The organism is Rahnella sp. AA (assembly GCF_002834385.1).
GTDB lineage: Bacteria > Pseudomonadota > Gammaproteobacteria > Enterobacterales > Enterobacteriaceae > Rahnella.
Genome location: NZ_PITQ01000003.1, coordinates 484,924 through 502,137 on the forward strand (window position 1 = coordinate 484,924; position 17,214 = coordinate 502,137).

16 protein-coding genes are annotated in these 17,214 nt (G+C 57.2%); 10 read left to right on the plus strand and 6 right to left on the minus strand.

Annotated elements, in window-relative coordinates; genetic code table 11:
* Nucleotides 1-8 precede the first annotated feature (8 nt).
* Nucleotides 9-893, plus strand: a complete 885-nt coding sequence (locus CWS43_RS10760) for a MurR/RpiR family transcriptional regulator (RefSeq protein ID WP_101076931.1) — start codon at nt 9-11, stop codon at nt 891-893.
* Between the two features lie 300 nt (nt 894-1,193).
* On the plus strand, nt 1,194-2,723 hold the full coding sequence (locus CWS43_RS10765) for an MFS transporter (protein ID WP_101076932.1): 1,530 nt from the start codon (nt 1,194-1,196) through the stop codon (nt 2,721-2,723).
* A 39-nt stretch (nt 2,724-2,762) separates the two neighbouring features.
* Here CWS43_RS10765 and CWS43_RS10770 read toward each other — a convergent pair whose 3' ends face one another.
* On the minus strand, nt 2,763-3,341 hold the full coding sequence (locus CWS43_RS10770; protein WP_101076933.1) for a GNAT family N-acetyltransferase: 579 nt from the start codon (nt 3,339-3,341) through the stop codon (nt 2,763-2,765).
* A 192-nt stretch (nt 3,342-3,533) separates the two neighbouring features.
* On the opposite strand from CWS43_RS10770, the gene dapF reads away from it, so the two are divergent.
* The 5 genes from dapF (at nt 3,534) to aroQ (ending at nt 8,720) form a co-directional block, all read left to right on the plus strand.
* Nucleotides 3,534-4,373 (plus strand): diaminopimelate epimerase, encoded by an 840-nt coding sequence (gene dapF, locus CWS43_RS10775; protein WP_101076934.1) that lies wholly within the window; start codon nt 3,534-3,536, stop codon nt 4,371-4,373.
* A 327-nt stretch (nt 4,374-4,700) separates the two neighbouring features.
* A complete protein-coding gene (locus CWS43_RS10780; protein ID WP_101076935.1) occupies nt 4,701-6,080 on the plus strand; it encodes an aromatic acid/H+ symport family MFS transporter in 1,380 nt (459 codons plus the stop codon).
* Nucleotides 6,081-6,171: 91 nt separating this feature from the next.
* Nucleotides 6,172-7,434 carry a gallate dioxygenase gene (locus CWS43_RS10785; RefSeq protein ID WP_101076936.1) on the plus strand — a complete coding sequence of 421 codons (1,263 nt, stop codon included), beginning with the start codon at nt 6,172-6,174 and terminating at the stop codon, nt 7,432-7,434.
* Entirely contained in the window at nt 7,431-8,264 is an 834-nt protein-coding gene (locus CWS43_RS10790) for an amidohydrolase (RefSeq protein WP_101076937.1), read from the plus strand. Before CWS43_RS10785 ends, CWS43_RS10790 begins: the two co-directional genes overlap by 4 nt.
* Before the next feature lie 15 nt (nt 8,265-8,279).
* Nucleotides 8,280-8,720 (plus strand): type II 3-dehydroquinate dehydratase, encoded by a 441-nt coding sequence (gene aroQ / locus CWS43_RS10795; RefSeq protein ID WP_101076938.1) that lies wholly within the window; start codon nt 8,280-8,282, stop codon nt 8,718-8,720.
* 4 nt (nt 8,721-8,724) lie between these two features.
* Here aroQ and CWS43_RS10800 read toward each other — a convergent pair whose 3' ends face one another.
* On the minus strand, nt 8,725-9,939 hold the full coding sequence (locus CWS43_RS10800; RefSeq protein WP_101076939.1) for a LysR family transcriptional regulator: 1,215 nt from the start codon (nt 9,937-9,939) through the stop codon (nt 8,725-8,727).
* Between the two features lie 151 nt (nt 9,940-10,090).
* On the opposite strand from CWS43_RS10800, the gene galB reads away from it, so the two are divergent.
* The 3 genes from galB to CWS43_RS10815 are packed head-to-tail and all read left to right on the plus strand — an operon-like array spanning nt 10,091 to nt 12,663.
* Complete coding sequence (gene galB, locus CWS43_RS10805; RefSeq protein WP_101076940.1) at nt 10,091-10,837, plus strand: 4-oxalmesaconate hydratase; 747 nt, start codon at nt 10,091-10,093, stop codon at nt 10,835-10,837.
* Nucleotides 10,834-11,559, plus strand: a complete 726-nt coding sequence (locus CWS43_RS10810) for a 4-carboxy-4-hydroxy-2-oxoadipate aldolase/oxaloacetate decarboxylase (protein ID WP_101076941.1) — start codon at nt 10,834-10,836, stop codon at nt 11,557-11,559. Before galB ends, CWS43_RS10810 begins: the two co-directional genes overlap by 4 nt.
* Before the next feature lie 9 nt (nt 11,560-11,568).
* On the plus strand, nt 11,569-12,663 hold the full coding sequence (locus CWS43_RS10815) for a 4-oxalomesaconate tautomerase (protein ID WP_101076942.1): 1,095 nt from the start codon (nt 11,569-11,571) through the stop codon (nt 12,661-12,663).
* A gap of 616 nt (nt 12,664-13,279) precedes the next feature.
* On the opposite strand, the gene CWS43_RS10820 is transcribed toward CWS43_RS10815, so the two are convergent.
* Genes CWS43_RS10820 through CWS43_RS10835 form a run of 4 tightly spaced genes read right to left on the minus strand, consistent with a single transcriptional unit; the run spans nt 13,280 to nt 17,183 of the window.
* On the minus strand, nt 13,280-14,236 hold the full coding sequence (locus CWS43_RS10820; protein WP_101076943.1) for an ABC transporter ATP-binding protein: 957 nt from the start codon (nt 14,234-14,236) through the stop codon (nt 13,280-13,282).
* Nucleotides 14,236-15,249: an ABC transporter ATP-binding protein gene (locus CWS43_RS10825; RefSeq protein ID WP_101076944.1), complete on the minus strand. Its 1,014-nt coding sequence runs from the start codon at nt 15,247-15,249 to the stop codon at nt 14,236-14,238. The genes CWS43_RS10820 and CWS43_RS10825 overlap by 1 nt, the downstream gene beginning before the upstream one ends.
* A 1-nt stretch (nt 15,250) precedes the next feature.
* On the minus strand, nt 15,251-16,162 hold the full coding sequence (gene ddpC, locus CWS43_RS10830; protein ID WP_101076945.1) for a D,D-dipeptide ABC transporter permease: 912 nt from the start codon (nt 16,160-16,162) through the stop codon (nt 15,251-15,253).
* A 4-nt stretch (nt 16,163-16,166) separates the two neighbouring features.
* Nucleotides 16,167-17,183 (minus strand): ABC transporter permease, encoded by a 1,017-nt coding sequence (locus CWS43_RS10835; protein ID WP_101076946.1) that lies wholly within the window; start codon nt 17,181-17,183, stop codon nt 16,167-16,169.
* Nucleotides 17,184-17,214 lie beyond the last annotated feature (31 nt).

Sequence of the window (17,214 nt, forward strand, 5' to 3'; positions counted from 1 at the left end):
GTGTCCACGTGAAAACGGGTGCTCAACATTTCAAACCAGGTAAAATTCTTGATGCTCTGGGGGCGATGCAAAACAGCCTGACCCGCTCCGCCCAGCGGATTGCGGTTTATATTCAGGCTGAACCTTCCAAGGTTACCCAACTTTCCCTCGCTGAACTTTCCGCCCTGACGCAGGCCGGTGAAGCCACGATTATTCGTTTCTGCCGCACCCTGGGTTACAAAGGTTTTCAGGATTTCAAAATGGATCTGGCGATCGAAGTGGCGACGCGTCCGGATCCTGAAGAAAGCCTGCTGGACGCCGATGTTCAGGATGCCGACAGTCCGCAGGCGATTGCCGGAAGATTGCAGTCGGCGATCAATAACGTGCTGACCGAAACCATCAATCTGCTGTCGCTGGAAAACGTCGAACAGGTGGTGAAACTGATGCGCCCCGCCGACCGGATTTGCATTTTCGGGCTGGGCTCATCCGGTATTACCGCCGAAGACGCCAAGAGTAAGCTCATGCGTATCGGACTGCGCGTTGACGCGGCGACCAACAACCATTTCATGTACATGCAGGCTTCGCTGATGAAGCCCGGCGATGTCGCCATCGGCATCAGCCATTCCGGCACCTCCGCCGAAACAGTGCATGCGCTGAAACTGGCGAAAGAAGCCGGAGCGACCACCGTCGCACTGACTCACAATGTCGGCTCTCCCATCACCGACATGGCCGATTACGTTCTGATTAACGGCAACAAACAGGGGCAATTACAGGGCGACTCCATCGGCACCAAAATCGCACAACTGTTTGTTCTTGACCTGATTTACGCGCTGCTGGTGAAAGCCGATCCGGTGCAGGCGGAGCAAACCAAACGTAAAACCACGCAGGCCATCAGCCAGCACGGAACCCGCTAAAACCATTTCCTGCCGCATTTTCAGGCTTTCATCGCGCTGATCCTTTTTCAGCGCGCCTTCTGACCTCCCCATCCTGCTGCTTATCTTACCCCGTTCAGCATTTCACCTTCTTTATCACACTTTTCTCAGTCAGTGATTGAAATGCCGCAGCGATCTAATACACTCAAATGGAGTTTTACTCCCAATGTAAATTTCATTTGGAGTAATACACGAAATAAACACGATAAAAAATCAGAGACGATGAGCTGCCCCCGACAACAATTTTGCCCGTTACCGACGGGACGTGGAGAGAGCGACGATATGAGCAATTCATTACGGCCCCGTGCTGACAGGCCAGAGATTAAAGCGCCCCGCTGGTACAAACAATTGTCACCCGCGCAGTGGAAAGCCTTCGCCGCCGCCTGGGTCGGTTACGCCCTCGACGGGTTTGATTTCGTCATTATTACGCTGGTGCTGACGGACATTAAACAGGAGTTCGGCCTGACGCTTTTACAGGCCAGCAGCCTGATTTCAGCCGCCTTTATCTCCCGCTGGTTTGGCGGATTAGTGCTCGGCGCAATGGGCGACCGGTATGGCCGCAAGCTGGCGATGATCACCAGTATCGTTCTGTTTTCCTGCGGCACGCTGGCCTGCGGGCTGGCACCGGGTTACACCACGCTATTTATTGCGCGCCTGATTATCGGCATCGGAATGGCGGGCGAATACGGCTCCAGCTCAACCTACGTGATGGAAAGCTGGCCGAAAAACATGCGTAACAAAGCCAGTGGATTTCTGATTTCCGGTTTCTCAATCGGAGCTGTGGTAGCCGCGCAGGCGTACAGCTTTATCGTTCCGGCTTTCGGCTGGCGGATGCTGTTCTACATCGGATTGCTGCCGATCGTTTTCGCGCTGTGGCTGCGTAAAAATCTGCCCGAAGCCGAAGACTGGAAAGAATCTCAGCGCAAAAACCAGCAAAGTAAACAGCACAGTGACCGCAACATGGTCGATATTCTCTATCGCAGCCGTCTCAGTTATCTCAACATCGGGCTGACTCTTTTTGCCGCCGCCGCGCTGTACGCCTGCTTCACCGGCATGGTGTCTGCCCCCTTCATCGTCATGCTCGGTATTGCCTGTGCCGCAGTTTTCATCTATTTCATGGTGCAAACCAGCGGTGAGCGCTGGCCAACGGGCGTGATGCTGATGCTGGTGGTGTTCTGCGCCTTCCTGTACTCATGGCCAATTCAGGCGCTGTTACCAACGTACCTGAAAATGGATCTGGGTTACGACCCGCATACCGTCGGCAACGTTTTGTTCTTCAGCGGATTCGGTGCAGCGGTCGGCTGTTGCGTCGGCGGTTTTCTCGGCGACTGGCTGGGCACGCGCAAAGCCTACGTCACCAGCCTGCTGATCTCTCAGTTGCTGATTATTCCGCTGTTCGCCATCAAAGGTTCAGACATGCTTTTCCTCGGCGGGCTGCTGTTCTTACAGCAAATGCTCGGTCAGGGCATCGCGGGTTTACTGCCTAAACTGCTCGGTGGATATTTTGATACCGAACAGCGTGCGGCCGGTCTGGGTTTCACCTATAACGTCGGCGCACTGGGCGGCGCACTGGCACCCATACTGGGCGCGTCGATTTCCCAGCATCTCAGCCTCGGCACCGCGCTGGGTTCACTGTCATTCAGCCTGACGTTTGTCGTCATCCTGCTGATTGGCTTTGATATGCCTTCCCGCGTACAGCGCTGGATCCGCCCTTCGGGGTTGAGAACGCACGATGCCATCGACGGCCAGCCGTTCAGCGGCGCGGCAGGCGCAAAACGGGCGTTTGAAAAACCGGGATGCGCACGCAGTTAAACCGGCAGACAGCAAAAAGGGCCGCTTTGGCCCTTTTCGTCATTTCACGTTATGACCCGAAAGCCGGTATAAGCAGTGCTTACGCAGCCAGTGGTCTTCTCCGATCAGCGGATGGTCGAAGTCTTCTGCCGGATCGCGCACCATACCCATTTTCCTCATCACGGCCTGCGAGCGCACATTAGGCAATGCGGTATAGGCGACGATTTCTTTCAGCCCCAGCTGAGTAAAACCGGCATCAATGACAGCGCGGGCGGCCTCAGAGCAATAACCTTTCCCCCAGGCATCCACTTTTAAGCGCCAGGCCACCTCGACGCACGGAACAAACGGCAAATCATAGCCGGGCGTATGCAGGCCAATACAACCCATAAGCTCACCGGAATCCCGCAGCTCCACCGCCCAGATCCCCCAGCCACGCACCGCAATCAAATCACGGCAACGGGTGAGCATCTCGTCGCTCTTTTCACGGGTCATCGTGGACGGAAAAAACTCCATCACCCGCGGGTCAGCATTCATTTCGGCAAACGGGTCGGCATCGCTGTCGCGCCACTGCCGCAACGTCAGGCGGGGCGTCTCGATTTTCAGTGGCGGAAAGGCCACCGGAACGCTAAAGGCTTCCATAAATAACTCCTTGTTGTGGCTCGCGGAATAACCGGCGAAGGTGTTTATTACCACAGGCGGCGGGAATTTTGAATTCGCGATCTCATCATCCCGGAAATCTGCGTAGTTAACCCCGTTAAAATAAAGCTGACAAACCGGCACTTTCCCATTACATGTATTCATATCAATGATGAATATATTGGGATCACAAACATGATTTTTCACCGCTATCACGGGCTGGGCAACGATTATCTGGTCTGCCATCACAGCGTCGCCAGCCTGCTGACAAATCAGCAAATTCAGCGCATCTGCGACCGCCATTACGGCATCGGTTCTGACGGATTACTGATCGACATCGACGACACCGAAATCCCGACATTGCGCATCATCAATCCCGACGGCTCCGAAGCAGAGAAAAGCGGCAACGGCCTGCGTATTTATGCCCGTTATCTGTTTGATATTGGCCGCGTCGGGCATACGCCTTTTCTGGTGAATACGTTGGGCGGTCAGGTACGTTGCGAAGTTACCGAAGGCGCGCATCAGGTGATTGTGGATATGGGGCAGGCAAAATTTTCGCCGTCGGCGTTACCGGCGAGCGTCGAAGGCGACGAAGCGCTGGCGTTACCGCTTGTCGTCGGCGGCCATCAGCTCAGCGCCACACTGGTGTCGATGGGCAATCCGCATTGCGTGATATTGGTGAAAAAGCTCGACCTGGATTTAGTCAGACAACTGGGCGCAGAAATAGAAACGCTGGCGATTTTCCCGAAACGCACCAACGTACAGTTTGTTGAAGTGCTGGATCGCAATAACATCAGTATCGGGATCTGGGAGCGCGGTGCCGGATACACGCTGGCGTCCGGCAGCAGCAGTTGCGCCGCCGCCAGCGCCATGTACAAACTCGGACACGTGGACGACAGCGTCACGGTACATATGCCGGGTGGCACACTGGCGATCGGCTTCAGCGGTGATTTTCAGGTCAACATGCGCGGGCCGGTACAAAAAATCGCCTCCGTCACGCTCGATGACGACTGCTTCTGGGACATGCCGGAATAAATTCCCCCTGCCTTTTTCTGCCCGCTCTCTTTTCTTTTTTGCATTGACCTCCACCCTGACGGCAGCCGGTCTGCCGTTCTTCGCCTGTCAGACGCAATAAACAAAACTCATACCTGCATAATGATTTTATGGCAGACAGCGCGCTTTCCAGCCCCTAAGTTGGTTATCAGGAAGTACCACAATGACTAAACAACTCATTGTTTAATAAATAAAATAATTTTAATAAAACCCCGTCGCGGCTCTCCGGCGTGCTCCGGAAGTCAGTGAATATTTTTTCAAAGTTTTAATCCGATCACATATTAATAAAAAAAACAGAGAGCGTACCCTATGAGCAACAACACCATCGTGGATGTTAAAACGTGGATAGACCAACGCCCGATATCGAAATATCAATGGGTGGTTCTGGGGCTGTGTTTCATCATCATTATGTTCGACGGCTACGACGCGGCGGTGATGGGGTTTATCGCCCCGGCACTGATTGAAGACTGGGGCATCAGCCGTGCGGAAATGGGGCCGATCCTGGGTGCTGCCATGTTCGGCGTCGCCATCGGCGCGCTGATTGCCGGGCCAAACGCCGACCGCTTCGGGCGCAAACGCGTTCTGATGTGGTCCATTCTCTGCTTCGCCCTGTTCAGCCTGCTGAGCACTTTCGCCCGCACGCCGATGGAAATGGCTATTTTGCGCTTTCTCACCGGCCTCGGTTTAGGCGCGGTCATGCCCAACACCGTCACGCTGGTCTCGGAATACATGCCTGAGCGCCGCCGCAGCCTGATGATCACCGTGATGTACAGCGGCTTTAATGTTGGCTCCGGTGCCGGAGGCTTTGTCGCCGCCGGTTTGTTACCGCATTTTGGCTGGAAAGCGGTGATCTTCGCAGGCGGCATTGTGCCGCTGCTGATGCTGCCATTGCTGATGTGGATCCTGCCGGAATCGGCGATGTACATGGTGGTGCGCAACGTCGCGAAAGAGAAGATAGCCAAAGTGCTGGCCCGCGCCGGTGGCCTGTTCAGCGCGGAAACCAAATTCGTCCTGAAAGCGCCGGTTATTCAGAAAAAAGCCAAAGTCTTCCAGTTGTTCACCAACGGTTACACCAAAGGCACGATTGTCCTTTGGGTCACGTATTTCATGGGGCTGTTCGTGATTTACCTGCTCAACGGCTGGCTGCCAACCATTATGCGTAACGGCGGTTTCTCGCTGGAACGCGCCGCCATTGTCGCCGGTTTATTCCAGCTCGGCGGCACCTTCGGCGGCCTGATGGTCGGCGGATTAATGGATAAATTCACCGCGAAACGTGTCATCGCCGGTTTCTACATCATGGGCATGATAAGCCTGCTGTCGCAGGGTATCGGCAACTTCGGCCCGGACGTGCTGGCGCTTCTGGTCTTCATCAGCGGCGTGTGTATTAACGGTGCTCAAACCGGGCTTCAGGCGTTTTCACCGGCCTTCTACCCGACCGAAATGCGCGCCACCGGCGTCTGCTGGATGCACGGCATTGGCCGCAGCGGCGCCATTATCAGCTCATCTATGGGCGGTATCCTGCTGGGGATTTTCTCCGGCGAGAACATGATCTTCATTATTCTGGCGTTGCCTGCCCTGCTGGCTGGCCTGAGTATTCTTTTGCACCGCGCGGCACACCCGGCCGAGACTCTCAAAGGCGTTGATATTACTGACATCCCGGAGTTGTCGCGCACCATGAACATCCGCTAACCTTGCGTTAGCCCCTGATAATTAGAAACATAAATACACTGACGCAGCGGCTGCGTTGCGATTACCCTACAAAAAGTTCAGAGGATTTAAGATGGCTAAGATCATAGGCGGTTTAGCGGTTTCACATACCCCGACTATCGGTTTCGCAGTGGATCACAACAAACAGGATGAAAGCGCCTGGGCACCGATTTTCGAGAGCTTTGCGCCGATGCAAAAATGGCTTGAAGAGAAGAAACCCGACGCGCTGGTGTATATCTTCAACGACCACGTCACGTCCTTTTTCTTTGATCATTATTCGGCGTTTACGTTAGGCATTGATGACCAATACGAGGTCGCGGATGAAGGCGGCGGCCCGCGCGACTTGCCGCCGGTGAAAGGTCATGCGGCGCTGTCTCAGCACATCGGTGCCAGCCTGATGGCGGACGAATTTGATATGTCGTTCTTCCAGGACAAACCGCTGGATCACGGCCTGTTTTCACCGCTTTCCGCGCTGATGCCGCATGAAGGCGGCTGGCCGACGCAAATCGTTCCGCTGCAAATCGGCGTGTTGCAGTTCCCGATCCCGACGGCGCGCCGTTGCTACAAACTCGGTCAGGCGCTGCGCCGCGCGATTGAAAGTTTTCCGGAAGACCTGAACGTGGCGATTGTCGCCACCGGCGGCGTTTCCCATCAGGTTCACGGCGAACGTTGCGGCTTTAACAACCCGCAGTGGGACGAACAGTTTGTCGATATGATTGTGAACGACCCGGAACGTCTGACCGAAATGACGCTGGCGGAATTCGCCACGCTCGGGGGGCTGGAAGGTTCGGAAGTCATCATGTGGCTGGTGATGCGCGGCGCGCTGTCTGCTAACGTGAAAAAACTGCATCAGGCGTATTATCTGCCGTCGATGACCGGTATCGCCACGTTGATCCTCGAAAATCAGTCCCGCGAAGCGCCGGTGGACGTGCAGCAGCGTCAGCGCGATAAAATCGCACAACAGCTGGCGGGCGTGGAAAAACTGCCGGGCACCTATCCGTTTACCCAGGCGCGCAGCCTGAAAGCGTTCCGGATGAACCGGTTCCTGCATCGCCTGATCCAGCCCGCCTGGCGCGAGCGTTTCCTCACCGATCAGAACGCGATGTTTGCCGAAAACAAACTGACCGCTGATGAACAAAAACTCCTGCGCGAACTCGACTGGCGCGGGATGATTCATTACGGCGTGAGCTTCTTCCTGCTGGAAAAACTCGGTGCCGTGGTGGGCGTGTCCAACTTACATATTTATTCCGCGATGCGCGGTGAAACGCTGGAGGAATTCCAGAAGACCCGCAATCAGCAAGTTCTCTACTCAGTAGCAGGTAAAGCGAAAGCATGACGATATTTGAGCAACCCAAGATCGACACCCATCATCACGTGTTTGATCCGGCGCGCTTCCCGTACCTTCCGGACACGCCGTACCGTCCGGAAGGGCACGAGATTGGCACCGCCGATTATTACCGCGCGGTGATGCAAGCCTACAACATCCGCCACTCCCTGATTGTCGGCCCGACGTCAGGGTATAACACCGACAGTGCCTGCCTGCTGGATGCGCTGGAAAAAGGCAATGGCCGCTTCAAAGGCATCGCCGTCGTGCCTTTTGAACTTCCGCTGGAAAGACTCGCCGCGCTCAAACAGGCGGGCGTGGTCGGTATCGCCATGAATGTGGCGATGCTCGGCACGGCACCTTTTTTACACCTCGACGGCCTGATGGGGCGGCTGGAAGAACTGGACATGTTCGCCGCCATTCAGGTACAGGACGACCAGTTGCTGGCACTTTTACCGCTGATCAACCGCACGAAAACCCGCCTGCTGATTGATCACTCCGGCCGCCCGGATGTGACGCAAGGTTTGCAGCAACCGGCCTTTCAGGCGCTGTTGCAGCTCGCGGGCCAGCAACGTACCTGGGTGAAACTGTCCGGTTTAGCGAAATTCAGCCGTCAGTCTTTTCCGTATCAGGACGGCCACGCTTATCAGCACGCGCTGCTTGAGGCATTTGGCGCTGAACATTGCATGTGGGGTTCCGACTGGCCGTTCCTGCGCGCTGAACACCGGATGGATCTCGGCACGTTGCTGATGCTGGTTGAACAGTTATTCCCGGATGAGAAAACGCGGCACCAGATCCTGTGGCAGACGCCAAAAGACCTGTTTGGTTTTGCAGATTACTGAAGAAAGGAAGACCCGATGAACTACAAAATTGCCGTCTTTAACGGCCCGAACCTGAATCTGCTCGGCACCCGCGAGCCGGAAACCTACGGTTATGACACACTGGCGACCATCGAAAAACTGTGTCATCAGACCGCTGAAAGCTGTGGCGCGGAAATCGAATTTTTCCAGACCAACCACGAAGGCGATTTGATCGACCGCATTCAGGCCTGCCGCGGCACCGCCGATGCCATCGTGCTGAACGCCGCCGCCTGGACCCACACGTCAGTTGCCATCCGCGACGCGGTCACCGCCGTCAGCCTGCCGTTGTACGAAGTGCACATCACCAACGTGCATAAACGCGATGCGTTCCGCCACCACTCATTCCTCTCCGACGTTTCCGTCGGTGTGATCTGCGGTTTCGGCATTCAGGGCTACGAATACGCCATCCGTCAGGCTGTGGTGAATTTGAGCAAGTAAACCGCTAGCCGCAAACCTGGCGGATCTCCTCCACCAGCGCCTGTGCGGCGGGGGAAAGCAGGCTTCCGGCGCGGAACGTCAGGCCGATGGCGCGGTGCGTGTCGGCCAGTTCCACCGGCAGTCTGACCAGTTCGCCGGACTCCAGCTCATGCTCAAGCTGGCGGGCAGAAACGGCCGCCAGCATATCCGACCCCAGCAGCAGCCCGCGCACAATCCCCAGATCGCCGCTTTCCACCACCGGATCCGGCGGCGGCATGTCCATCGCGCGAAAGCTGTTATCCAGCAGCCGTCGTGACGGCGTATCTGCGCGTGGCAATACCCAGCGCGCAACACGCAAATGCGCCTGCATCACCGGTTCATTAAGCAGCGGATGCCCTTTTCTCGCCAGAATTACCATGCTTTCGGTGAACAGCGTTTCCGTCACCATGTCCGCTGCGTAATCGCTGGCTCGCAATGCGCCAAAGATAAAATCCACCTCGCCGGAACGTAGCTCAGACGCCAGCGCGCTGAACGCACTTTCATTGGTAATGACTTTGACGCCGCCATAGCGCTGCGTCAGCCCGATGATCGCCTGTGGCAGCAAACGCGTACGCCCGAGCGGCAGCGCGCCGACCTGTACGGTGCCTTCCAGCACGCCACGGCGGGCGGCAATATCCGCCGGAATATGCCGCAATTCGTTAAGCGTACGGCGCAAATTTGGCACAATATCCTGCCCCGCCAGCGACGGCATCATGCCGTGCGGCGTGCGTTCCAGCAGTGCCAGACCCGCCCCGTTTTCCAGTACCTTTAACGCCGCACTGACCGCGGGCTGGCTCAGCCCGAGCAGCGTGGCGACCGTCTGCATATGCCGGGTTTTGCACAACGAAATGAAGATTTGCAGACGACGGACGTTAAACAGATAAAGCGGCTCGGTTTCGCTGCGCGTCTGTCCTGCTTTACCCTGCAATTTCGCCAGCTGTGACGGGATAAGTCGTAATTCAGCAATCGCACGACGCGCACGCGGCAGCACGCATTTACCAAAATCAGTGAGTAACATTCCGTTGGCATGTCGCTCAAATAAAGGCACGTCGAGCGCCTGTTCGAGATCGCGGATCGCCCGCGTCACCGCCGACTGCGTGCGGTAAAGCTCATCGGCTGCACGCGATACACTTCCCTGATCGACCACCTGACAAAAAGCGCGTATTTGCATCAGGTTACTCAGCATCTCGTCTTGTGCCATCCCCTTCTCCCGTCAGGTTTTTTTTCGTGACATCCCTCAGCAATATAAATAAAACGCATACCCCCTGCAATCAAATGAATTACCCGCCGCAGGCACGGACTGACAGCATGGAACTCAGGCAATCCGATCACCCTAAACCCAGGACCTATTCATGACTCAGCCAAAAAAAGATGAGACCAAAAGTGCATTAGTCGTCAGCGCCCATTCCGCCGATTTCGTCTGGCGCGCGGGCGGTGCTATCGCGAAACACACGCAGGCCGGTTACGCCGTCCACATCGTTTGTCTGTCTTTCGGCGAGCGCGGCGAATCCGCCAAACTGTGGCGCAAAGGCAATATGACCGAAGAGATTGTGAAAGCATCACGCCGCGGAGAGGCGATGGCCGCCGCTGAAATCCTGGGTGCCACCGTCGAGTTTTTTGATATGGGCGATTATCCGCTGCGTGCTGATAAAGAATCGCTGTTCCGTCTGGCCGATGTTTACCGCCGCATGCAGCCGCATTTTGTGCTGACACATTCCCTGAAAGACCCGTACAACTACGATCACCCGATGGCGACCCATCTGGCGCAGGAAGCGCGGATTATCGCGCAGGCAGAAGGCTATAAACCGGGTGAAACCATCGTCGGCGCACCGCCGGTTTACTGTTTCGAACCGCATCAGCCGGAACAGTGCGAATGGAAGCCCGACGTATTGCTCGACATCACCGACGTCTGGGACAAAAAATATCAGGCGATTCAGTGCATGGCCGGTCAGGAACATTTGTGGGAATACTACACCCGCGTCGCCCAGCAGCGCGGCGTTCAGGCCAAACGAAACGTCGGCATCACCAGCACCAAAAACATCGTTTACGGCGAAGGTTATCAGAGCCTCTTCCCGCGCGTGACGGAGGATTTAGCATGAGCCTGATCGGCAAAAAAGGCGTGGTGGTTCGCAATATTCCACGGGCAAATTCTGCTGATGTCACGGCGCTGGCTGCTTTTGGCGTGGCAACCGTTCACGAAGCGCAGGGCCGCACGGGTCTGCTGGATCCGGCAATCCGCCCGATCCAGCAAGATTGCGCAATTTCCGGCAGCGCCGTCACCGTGCTCACCGCACCGGGCGATAACTGGATGTTCCACGTTGCCGTCGAACAATGCCAGCCGGGCGATATTCTGGTCGTCGCGCCGACATCGCCCTGCTCCGACGGATTCTTCGGCGACCTGCTGGCGACCTCGCTGAAAGCGCGCGGTGTGATCGGGTTGGTGGCAGATCTTGGCGTGCGTGATACCAAAACGCTGCGTGATATGGGGTTCCGCGTATGGTCGCGGGCGGTGTACGCGCAGGGCACGGTGAAAGAGACGCTCGGTTCGGTCAACGTACCGGTGGTCTGCGCCGGTCAGCTGGTGTATCCGGGCGATGCGATTGTGGCGGACGACGACGGCGTGGTGGTGGTTCGCCGCGAAGACGTCACGCCGGTGCGTGAAGCCAGCCGCCAGCGGGAAGCGCTGGAAGAGAGCAAACGGGCGCGGATGGCCGATGGCGAACTCGGGCTGGATATCTACAACATGCGTCCGCGCCTGGCCGAAAAAGGGCTGAAATATTTTGATTCCACCGCTGAGCTGGAACAGGCTGAAAAACGCTGAGGAGCCGCTATGCCACAGACCCGAATTCCCTGCCTGTTAATGCGCGGCGGCACGTCGAAGGGCGCATTTTTTCTGGCCGACCATCTGCCGCAAGACCCGGCTTTACGCGACCGCGTGTTGCTGGCCGTTATGGGGTCGCCCGATCCGCGCCAGATAGACGGGCTGGGCGGTGCCGATCCGCTGACCAGTAAAGTGGCCATTATCCGCCCTTCTGCCCGCGCTGACGCCGATGTCGATTACCTGTTTGCGCAGGTTAACGTGGACAAAGCCGTGGTGGACTACGGACAGAACTGCGGCAATATTCTGGCCGCCGTCGGCCCGTTCGCCCTTGAACGCCAGTTAATCGCCGCCACAAACGGCATTACACCGGTGCGTATTTTCATGGAAAACACCGGCCAGACCGCCACGGCGTATGTCCCGGTGGAAGACGGCCAGGTTTGCTATCAGGGTGATTTGCGCATCGACGGCGTACCGGGCACGGCGGCAAAAATCAGCGTGGAATTTGCAGATATCGCCGGTTCCAGCTGCGGCGCATTACTGCCTACGGGCAATGCGCGGGACATTTTCGACGGTACCGAAGTCACCTGTATCGACAACGGCATGCCGGTGGTTCTGCTGCGCGCGGCAGACTTAGGCCGCAGCGGCTATGAAAGCCGTGAACAGCTCGACGCCGATTCCGAGCTGAAAGCGCGCCTCGAATCGATCCGTTTGCAGGCCGGTTTAAAAATGAATCTCGGCGACGTTTCACAGCGCACTGTGCCGAAAATGACGCTCATCGCCGAACCGCGAAACGGCGGCGCAATTTCCAGCCGGACGTTCATTCCGCACCGCTGCCACGCCTCGATTGGCGTGCTCGGTGCCGTCAGCGTCGCCAGCGCCTGCCTGATGCCCGGATCAGTAACCGAAGGATTGGCGAACACACCTTCTGGTCCGACACCGCTTATCAGCGTGGAACATCCGACCGGCGAATTCAGCGTCGAATTGAAACTCGACATGGGTAAATCGGGCGCAGAGCGGCTTGCCGGATGCGGGTTGCTGCGGACAGCAAGGCTGATATTTGAAGGCGTGGTGATGGTATCGGGGGAGGTATGGGGAGGGAAATGACCGGGAAAGTTTCGGTTTCTCACTTGCAGTGAGGTGCTCACGTCTGACCGGGAAAATTTCGGTTTTTCAATAACGGTGTTCACTTAACTCGCTGCGCCGAAACCGACAAAAGAGGGGCAAGACGGCCCCTCTTTTGAATCTCCACGTCTTTCAAAACACGCGCTTTCGCTCGCTGGCTATGTTTCAGCAACACCAGCTAGTGCCGCAAAAACTTGCCGCTTCGCGGTTCCCTTGCTCGATTTCGAGCCATTGGTCTCGAAACTCTCACTCGGCAAGCTTTCTGATAGCGGCCAGTGGCTTTATAAAAGATAAAATCACACTGCATTTTTATTGAAGTAGAGGTTGTGAATTAGAAAGTTTCTGGCCGCTTTCAAAACGACGTCGAATGAGTGATGAGAAACGGCGAGAGTCTCTTTTCTCGCTGGTTCGAATCCGAAATGAGAGTACCGCGCAGCGGCGGCGTTTGCGGCACTAGCCGGAGCTTCTGGAACATAGCCAGCGAGCGGCAGCGCGCAGTTAAAAAGCGCGGGAGTCCAGAGGGCGCGCGCGTTAACGCGCCCTTTGGGCCAGTTTGGGCGGCGAGCCCAAGGTTTTAATTTTAAAGTTAAACCAGTGCCTAAGCTCGCCCGGCCCCCGCCCGATGACATCTCACCACCACCTCGTTTGCCCCGCAAACCAGGTCCTGCGGCATCTGGCATCCATCCCCCGCCAGCGGGCATCGTTCCCGGAAATAGCATCCCATCGGCAGGTTCCGGTTGCCCGGCAACTCCCCTTTTTTATCGACGACGCCGTCATCTAACAGCCGTCCGGCGCGGGGCACGGAATCGAGCAGCAAACGGGTGTACGGATGCTGTGGTTCTGTCAGCACTTTTTCTGCTGCACCCAGTTCGACGATCTGCCCGAGGTACATTACCGCCACGCGGTCACTCATGTGGCGCACGACGGAAACGTTATGGGAAATCAGCACAAACGTCAGGCCGCGCTGGCGTTGCAGTTCCACCAGAAGGTTAAGGATCTGCGCCTGTACGGAAATATCCAGCGCCGAGGTCGGCTCATCGAGCACGATGATGTCCGGCTCTGACGACAACGCACGGGCGATGGAAATACGCTGGCGCTGACCGCCTGAAAATTCATGCGGTAAACGATCCAGATATTCTTTGCGGATGCCAACCTGCTCGGCCAGCGTGGCGGCAAGCTCGCGGCGTTCGCGGCTGCTGTTATGTTTCTGCACAAACACCGGCTCGGTGATAATTCGCCAGACTGGCAGACGCGGATCGAGAGACGATTGCGGATCCTGAAACACCATTTGCATGCCGGAACCGAACCACGAATTATCATGACGCGCCCGGTGAATTTCTCCGCTGCTTGGCTTTTGCAGCCCCATCAGCAACTGGGCGAGCGTGCTTTTACCACAACCGGATTCACCGACAATCCCCAGCGTTTCGCCGCGAATGATATTCAGATCCAGCCCGTTAAGCGCGTGGACGTAACCGGTCGGTTTGCCGCGCCAGTTAAAACTGGCGGGGAAACGCACGCGGACATCCTGCAATTCGACTAACGCTTCAGCAATCATCAGGAAACTTCCTCAGTGCGTTGGATGGGGATTTGCGGATGCCAGCAGGCCACCGACTGACGCGGAAATTGCGGCAACGGCGCGAGCCCCGGCGTTTGGGTGCAGCGGTCATCGGCGTGATTACAGCGTCCGCGAAACGCACAGCCCTGCGGCAGTTTCGAGAGATTCGGCACAGTGCCCGGAATAGCTTTGAGCAGGCTGCGCGGTTCGCCATTTTCCGGCGCGGCCTGCAACAGACCGATGGAATACGGGTGCGACGGCGAGTCGATCACGTCCGTCGTGTTGCCGCTTTCAATCACATGCCCGGCATACATCACGTACACGCGGTCGCAAAGTTGCGAAACGACCGCCATGTCGTGGGTGATAAATAAGACGGCGGTGCCGCTGGCGCGGGCCTTGCGCTGCAACAGGCGAAGAACCTGACGCTGGACGGTGACATCCAGCGCGGTCGTCGGTTCATCAGCGATAATCAGTTCGGGTTCGCAGGAAAACGCCATCGCAATCAGCACGCGCTGGCGCATGCCGCCGGAAAGCTCGAACGGATAACGCGACATCACCTGTTCTGCGTCGGCAATCTGCATATCTTGCAGCAGGCCGGTGGCTTTTTTCCAGGCCTGCGCTTTGCTGATTTTCTGGTGCAGGCAGATCACCTCGCACATCTGCCGCCCGATTTTGCGCGTCGGGTTCAGCGCGTTCATCGGTTCCTGAAAAATCATCGCCACCCTTGCGCCGCGCAGCGTACGCATCTGTTCTTCGCTGGCGTGAACCACATCGGTGCCCAGCATGCGTAATTCGCCGCCCGTCACGGTAAAACCGTCCGGTGGCAGAAGACGCATCGCCATCATCGCCGTGACCGATTTGCCGGAACCGGATTCACCGACCACGCCGACGATTTCCCCGGCACGGACCGACAGCGATACCTGATTGAGCGCTTTCACTTCACCGCCGTAGACCGGGAATACCAGTTGCAGGTTGTCGATTTCCAGAACCGGCGCGTTATTTTGTTCAGCCATTTCAGCGCCCTCTGCTTTTCGGGTCGAGCAGGTCACGCAGACCGTCGCCGAACAGGTTAAAACTGGTGGCGGTGATCAGGATCGCCACGCCGGGGAAGGCGGAATACCACCACTGATCGAGAATATAATTGCGGCCATTCGATACCATCGCGCCCCATTCTGCGGTCGGTTGCTGTGCACCAAGACCGATGAACCCTAAGGTTGCGGCCATCAGAATCGAGGTGCCGATATCGAGTGATGCCTGCACCACCAGCGGCGGCATCACGTTACGCAAAACATGCCAGGTAATAAGATGCCAGCGCGACGCGCCAAACGTGCGCGTGGCCTGCATATACGCCTGATGACGCAGCATCAGCGTCTGGCCGCGCGCCAGCCGGACGTAAAACGGAATGCGCACCACGGCAATCGCCAGCATCGCGTTGAACAGGCTCGGCCCGAGCGCCGCCGCGAGCGCCATTGTTAAGACCAGCGACGGCACCGACAGCATGATGTCCATGCAACGCATAATCAGCGCATCCACCACGCCACCGACCACGCCGGAAAAACAGCCAAGCAGTGAGCCGATGGTGCCCGCAATAATCACCACCGCCAGCCCGGCGGCAACAGATTGCTGGCTGCCGATCAGCACGCGGCTGAACAGGTCGCGACCGACTTCATCGGTGCCAAACCAGTGCGCGGCAGACGGTGCCTGCAAGCGGTCGGTCAGGCTGATAGCGTTAGGATCGTGCGGCACCAGCCAAGGTGAAAAAATCATGATAAACAGGACGATGAGCATGATCGCCAGACCGAGCATCGTCAGCGGGCTGCGGCTCAGCAGATGGAAAGTCCGCCGCCAGGTGGCGAAGCGCGGTTTGACATCCGGCGGCACAATGCCGGCGCGGTGATTATTTACATCAGGTTCAATCACAGACATTCGCTCACCCCTCCCGGCCAATGCGCGGGTCAATCCACACATACAGCAAATCCACGCACAAATTGACGATGACGTATGCAAACGACACCACCACCGCGAAGCCCATCACCGCAGGGAAATCCAGCGCCTGAATCGAATTCACCACGTAAGCGCCCATCCCCGGCCAGGCGAAAACCGTTTCGGTCAGCACCGCGCCGTAAAGCAGATCGCCCATCGCCAGCCCGAGCACGGTGACGGACGGGATCAGCGCATTCGGCAGTGCGTGGCTTAAAATCACCCGCCAGCGCGATAAGCCGTTGGCGCGCGCAGTGCGGATATAATCTTCACTCAGCTGTTCAAGCATCGCAGAGCGGATTTGTCGCGCCACAATGCCCATGTGAACGAACGCCAGCGTCAGCGCGGGCATCGCCAGATGCTGAAGGCTGTTCCAGAACGTGTCCCAGTTACCGGTCAGCAGCGAATCGAGCACATAAAAGCCGGTGATATTGGCAGGCGGATCCAGCCAGTCGTCCAGCCTGCCGCCGCCCGGCAACAGGTTCAGATGTCCATAGAAGAGAATTATCACGCCCAGCCCCAGCCAGAATGCCGGGGTGGAAATCCCCAGAACCGACAGCAAACGCACCAGATGATCGGGGAATTTATTGCGGTACACCGCCGACAGCACGCCCAGCGGAATGCCTAACACGATGGCCAGAAACAACGCGCTGACGGCCAGCTCCAGCGTGGCCGGGAAGAAGGCTTTAAGATCGTCGAGAACCGGCCTGCCGGTGCGGATCGACGTACCCAAATCGCCGTGCAGCAGGTCGCTCACATAACGGAAAAACTGCACATACAAAGGCTGATTCAGCCCGAGTTGCTCACGGATATGTTCGACCATTTCGTTGCTTGCGCGGTCACCCGCCAGCAGACGCGCCGGATCGCCGGGGATCATGTGCGAGATGATAAAAGTGATGACGCAAACGCCCGCCATCACCAGTATCAAACCCCAGCATCGCTGACGGATAAGAGTCCAGAAAGTCATATTTCCCCTTAAAACCCTTCATATTTCGCGC

Coding starts and splice junctions, on each gene's coding strand:
- CWS43_RS10785 (WP_101076936.1), top strand. CDS start 6,172: ATGGCTAAGATCATAGGCGGTTTAGCGGTTTCACATACCCCGACTATC.
- aroQ (WP_101076938.1), top strand. CDS start 8,280: ATGAACTACAAAATTGCCGTCTTTAACGGCCCGAACCTGAATCTGCTC.
- galB (WP_101076940.1), top strand. CDS start 10,091: ATGACTCAGCCAAAAAAAGATGAGACCAAAAGTGCATTAGTCGTCAGC.
- CWS43_RS10780 (WP_101076935.1), top strand. CDS start 4,701: ATGAGCAACAACACCATCGTGGATGTTAAAACGTGGATAGACCAACGC.
- CWS43_RS10790 (WP_101076937.1), top strand. CDS start 7,431: ATGACGATATTTGAGCAACCCAAGATCGACACCCATCATCACGTGTTT.
- CWS43_RS10835 (WP_101076946.1), bottom strand. CDS start 17,183: ATGACTTTCTGGACTCTTATCCGTCAGCGATGCTGGGGTTTGATACTG.
- CWS43_RS10765 (WP_101076932.1), top strand. CDS start 1,194: ATGAGCAATTCATTACGGCCCCGTGCTGACAGGCCAGAGATTAAAGCG.
- CWS43_RS10800 (WP_101076939.1), bottom strand. CDS start 9,939: ATGGCACAAGACGAGATGCTGAGTAACCTGATGCAAATACGCGCTTTT.
- CWS43_RS10815 (WP_101076942.1), top strand. CDS start 11,569: ATGCCACAGACCCGAATTCCCTGCCTGTTAATGCGCGGCGGCACGTCG.
- ddpC (WP_101076945.1), bottom strand. CDS start 16,162: ATGTCTGTGATTGAACCTGATGTAAATAATCACCGCGCCGGCATTGTG.
- CWS43_RS10810 (WP_101076941.1), top strand. CDS start 10,834: ATGAGCCTGATCGGCAAAAAAGGCGTGGTGGTTCGCAATATTCCACGG.
- CWS43_RS10825 (WP_101076944.1), bottom strand. CDS start 15,249: ATGGCTGAACAAAATAACGCGCCGGTTCTGGAAATCGACAACCTGCAA.
- CWS43_RS10820 (WP_101076943.1), bottom strand. CDS start 14,236: ATGATTGCTGAAGCGTTAGTCGAATTGCAGGATGTCCGCGTGCGTTTC.
- dapF (WP_101076934.1), top strand. CDS start 3,534: ATGATTTTTCACCGCTATCACGGGCTGGGCAACGATTATCTGGTCTGC.
- CWS43_RS10770 (WP_101076933.1), bottom strand. CDS start 3,341: ATGGAAGCCTTTAGCGTTCCGGTGGCCTTTCCGCCACTGAAAATCGAG.